Source organism: Phocaeicola sp., from assembly GCF_048170425.1.
GTDB lineage: Bacteria > Bacteroidota > Bacteroidia > Bacteroidales > Bacteroidaceae > Phocaeicola.
The window spans coordinates 1-4,575 of sequence record NZ_DBEXBB010000258.1; the positions used below are offsets into that span (position 1 = coordinate 1).

3 protein-coding genes are annotated in these 4,575 nt (G+C 38.6%); all 3 read left to right on the top strand.

Translation table 11 applies throughout. From position 1 onward, the window contains the following. On the top strand, nucleotides 1-1,145 hold a 1,145-nt coding region (locus ACMJ0U_RS10215; protein WP_417129830.1), incomplete at its 5' end, for a fimbrillin family protein. Nucleotides 1,146-1,303: 158 nt separating this feature from the next. Beyond that, complete coding sequence (locus tag ACMJ0U_RS10220) at nucleotides 1,304-2,278, top strand: fimbrillin family protein (protein WP_417129831.1); 975 nt, start codon at nucleotides 1,304-1,306, stop codon at nucleotides 2,276-2,278. Between the two features lie 51 nt (nucleotides 2,279-2,329). Beyond that, a complete protein-coding gene (locus ACMJ0U_RS10225) occupies nucleotides 2,330-4,477 on the top strand; it encodes a hypothetical protein (protein WP_417129832.1) in 2,148 nt (715 codons plus the stop codon). Nucleotides 4,478-4,575: the final 98 nt, after the last annotated feature.

Genomic DNA, 4,575 nt, shown 5'->3' on the forward strand with positions numbered 1-4,575 from the left:
CTAAAATGAAGAAAAATTTTCTTTTTGCAGCCATCGCTTTGGCTGCTATGTCCTCTTGCTCAAAAGATGAAGTAGTGGATGTGAATAACGGTAATGCGATTGCCTTTAGAGCGTCATTGGACAAAGCTACTTCACGTAGCAATGTAACGCTTTTGAGTAATCTGAATGCTTTTAATGTAACAGCTATTGGTAATGATAAGAACTATTTTACAAATTTACCTGTAACGTCTAGTGATGGTCAGAACTGGAGTACTGCTTTAACTTATTATTGGCCAAGTTTTAATTTGTCGTTCTTTGCTTATGCGCCACAAGAGTTTGCTAATGGTACAGTTAGTATAACTAATGCAGAAAAAAAGATAAAGAACTTTTCTCCTAGCCAGACTGTAGCAGACCAGAAAGATCTTGTGGTCGCTTATAACACAGGAAATAGAGCAGGAAATGAGGGAACTGGTGTTGCCTTAAATTTTGAACATGCTTTATCTCAAATTGAAGTAAAGGCGTTATGTGGTAATCCTCAAATCAAGGTAGAAGTTCTTGGAGTAAAAGTTGTAAATATGGCTACAACAGCTACGTTTACTTTCCCGGAAGATGTTACAGGGCTTAATTATACTCTTCCTCAAAATAAATGGGCTGATTGGTCTGGTAAAGACGAGCCGACTAAAGCTTATATGGTAAAAGGAGACAAACCTCTTACATTGACAAACCAAGCGCAATCTATTATGTTTGGTGATAACAATTTTATGCTTATTCCTCAATCATTGACTGGTTGGAATAATAACACAGATAAAACTGGAGCTTATTTGTCTGTTATATGCCGTATTTATAATGTTGATGGAGGTAATGAAGTTTTGTTATATCCCTTAGCTACAAATACAGAAAATAAAGATGGTAAATATGGTCTTTCTGCTGTGTCTATTGGTACAAACTGGGAGCCGGGTAAAAAATATACTTATATATTGACTTTCTGCGGAGAAGGCAGTGGTGCGGGTAGAATTGACCCGAATCCTGATACAACAGACTCTACTATTGATACCAATCCGATACCGGATGGAAAAGGTGGTGACTTGATTCTTGGTGCACCTATTAAGTTTACAGTATCTGTAGAGAATTGGGCTGAAGAATCTGTTGGCGTGAATATGAACTAAACTTTTAAATCTTAAGGTTATTGTTATTAACAGGACGCAAGGGAATGAGGGCATCTCTTTAAAGTTTCATATGTTCGTTTTTCTGTGCTTCATTACTCTTGCGTCTTTATATTTTGAGCCTTTGAACTCGATGAATACAAATTATTCCAAATAGTAATATGATAAGAAGTGGTTTTTTTAATGTAGTATTTTTATTGTTTGTTGTGGCAGGGAGTATGTCATGTCAGCAGAATGATGATATCGAAACCGAATATACTCAGATAAGTTTCCATTCTTACGTTGACGGAAAGGAAAGTCCGGGATACTTGTCGAGAGGAGAAATACATGAGAATACCACACTGAACTCAAGAGGTAAATTGATTTACACAAGCTCTATGTATAGCAGTTTCGGGTGTTGGGCCAGTACTTATGGTATTACAGAAACATGGAATGAAGGTTCTCCTATTAATTTGATGAATAACCGTGAGATTCGTCAATCGGCTTCGTATATATCCAATGCATACTGGCCTGGTGCTCAGCAGAAGGTTAAATTTTTCGCTTATGCACCATACGGCTCTGCGGCTATCTCTCTTCTGGGTAATATGAATGGTTATCCGACTTTTGATTATACCACTCCTTCGGAGATTGTAAACCAGGAAGACGTTTTGGTTGCTTCTACCATGGAATATGCAGGGAACTTTAACAAGGATGTTCCTTTAAATTTTAAACATGCCCTGACTGTAATTAAGTTTATAGATATGGGTCTGCCTCAGGGAACTGTCACGAAGATAACCTTGTCAGGGGTTTATGGTAAGGCTCGTCACTATGTAGGAAAGAATGTGTGGGATAATCATGCGGAGTTGAAGGATTTTGTGCTTCAGACTAATTATAAAACTTCTACAGTGGAGAATTCGGGAACCGAAATAGTAGATTCAAATGGAAATTTTATTATGATTCCTCAGCGTTTATCTGAAGGGGCAAAGTTGAAGATTGAGCTTCAGGAAATAAATGGCTCAACTCAAGAGTATACGGTTAGCCTGGCAAATACAGAATGGATAATGGGCAAGATGATTAAATACAACCTGAGTATTGATAATAAAGCTTTGATTGTTGTGGGGGACCTGACGGACTGGCAGGATGGAGGAGATTTGTAATGATGGAAATACCGCAACAAAGAATATAGAAGACCTAAAATGAATATCACAATGAAAGTTTCAGTAATTAAAATCGTTACTTGTTTTTTGATTATCCTTTTCCCATTTACATCCTGTAAGCAAGATGAATTGGCAGCTGTAGTGGATTCAGCGAAAAAAAACAGTACTTCTGTTGATGAATATACCGGAGAAGTCTTGGACGTTACTTACGCGATTTCTATTCCGCAATATGCAAATGTGTTGAATACGGAAACGCAAGTAGATTCAAGGGCTCTTACTGAGGATACAGATGGTAAAATTCACTTTGATTATGCGAACATGAAAGATGTACTTATTCATGTTTGTTTGCAAAACGGAGATAATGTTGCAAGCCGGAGCTTTAAGACTCTTTCAGCAACAATAGAGCCCAAAAGTGGCGGAGGTTTTCAGGTGAATGTAGGAGACCCTTATATACGCCTGAAAGAAGGTGACCTTGCGGGTGACAATTGGAAGGTATGTGCTATAATGGAGTCTACAGAAAGAACAAAGGAGCAGTGTTTTTTTGATTTAAACAAATATACGGCTACAATAAATACAGATGATTATTTTTCTACAGATGGAAATATTGTCAAAGATAATCTGAAATCGCTGACTACCCCTTTGTATAGTCAATATGTGCCGGTAAGAAGAGAGAATGGAAAGGTATTTCTAGATCTTAACTTCAAACCGCTTGGAACAATTATAAGAATGAAAGTGAAAAACTCTTTGGCTGTTCCTATTTATATTAGTAAAGTAAAAATTAAGAATCCCAACATAAAGGCGGGTAAGGCGCATGTATCTTTGGGTGATGAAAGTAATGGAATCATCAAGTTTAACTTTGCTGCATCGAGCAGAGCTGTCAGTCCGAGCAGGGCTGATCGGGCATTATGGACTAGTAATGAGGTTTGTATTTGGAATATTAAGCCTACGGTAGTCGGTACTAGCCCTGAAACATTATATTTATGGTGTATTCCTACATCTTCAGGCTCAGTTGAGAATCAGATAGAGTTTTTGTATTCAGTTTCTCCTTCCTCTGATGCACAATTAAGAGATAGCGTGTTGTTGCCTCCTTCTTCTCGTGCCGTTGAACTTAAATCCGGTTATTTTTATAATATAGAAGCAGCCTTGCCAGAATCGGATTTGATGATTACGGAGCTGTTACATCTGAATCCGTCTAGATGGTATAATTATACGGTAGTGGAGATTTACAACCCTACTAACAAGGCAATAGACATTCGTAATTATGGTTTGTGCCGCATGTTGTCATGGGATTCATCGCTTCCTTTACTTGTGGGAGAGGCTGACAGGTCCACTAAGGCATTCGATAAGGCTTTGATACAAGACTTGTACATTACAGATTTTAACCAGACGGTATATAAAGGCGATGGAACTACAGCTCATAGTAGTTATCAGAGGAATAACAGATACTATGACATGTATGGTACCCACAATAACAAAGGGCCTGAACGGTATATGCTGAAGCCAGGCAATACTGTAGTGCTGGCAGCTGGTCAATTACGTTGGGAACTTGCTAATAATGACTTTAGTTCTCAGCGATACTGGCCAACAGGCTCTCGTATGTATGACACACCTTATTTGCCTAATGCGGTCAAGCTAGGGTATTGCCAGTATGCGGTTGCGGTTGATAATGGTAGTGTAGCGAGCCAATATGCGAACGCTTTGTATATGGGTTCGGCGGGTGTGTTACAACATGGTGCGAGGCAAATTCTGGTTTTGATGAAAAGGCCACAGCCCGGAGAAAAATACACGCCTGTTGATTATCTTTTTTCTGCTTGTACTCCAGAAATGGTGACACAACTCCAGCAAAAGGGTTTGCCTTCGTTTTCGGGTATGTCGGGAGAAGACTGGGTTTTTGCTTCAAGAAAAGATGGGGTGATGTATCCAGTTGCTGCACGAGATAATGAAATGTATTTGGATGCAAGTAAAAGCCATCTTCCTCTAGATGATGCTTTTCTGAATACGTATTTAACCTATCAGTATTATGATTGGATATATCGCTTTGGGCTTGAACCTAGAATATTTCGTAATGAGGTGCAATGGTATATGACACCTGGAACAAGGTTCTATAATAAAGAGGTTCAAAACAATGATGTTTGGTTACCAGGGGCGTATAATGAAACAGGAAATGCAACTACCCCTAATCCTACAACAGGAAACTAAATATGGTCTTAAGTGTTCAGGATTACCTTTCTGTTAACAAGGTGTTATCCTGCTGTTTAAGGTCAACTATCAAAAGCAAGAGGAGAGTCAATGGATTA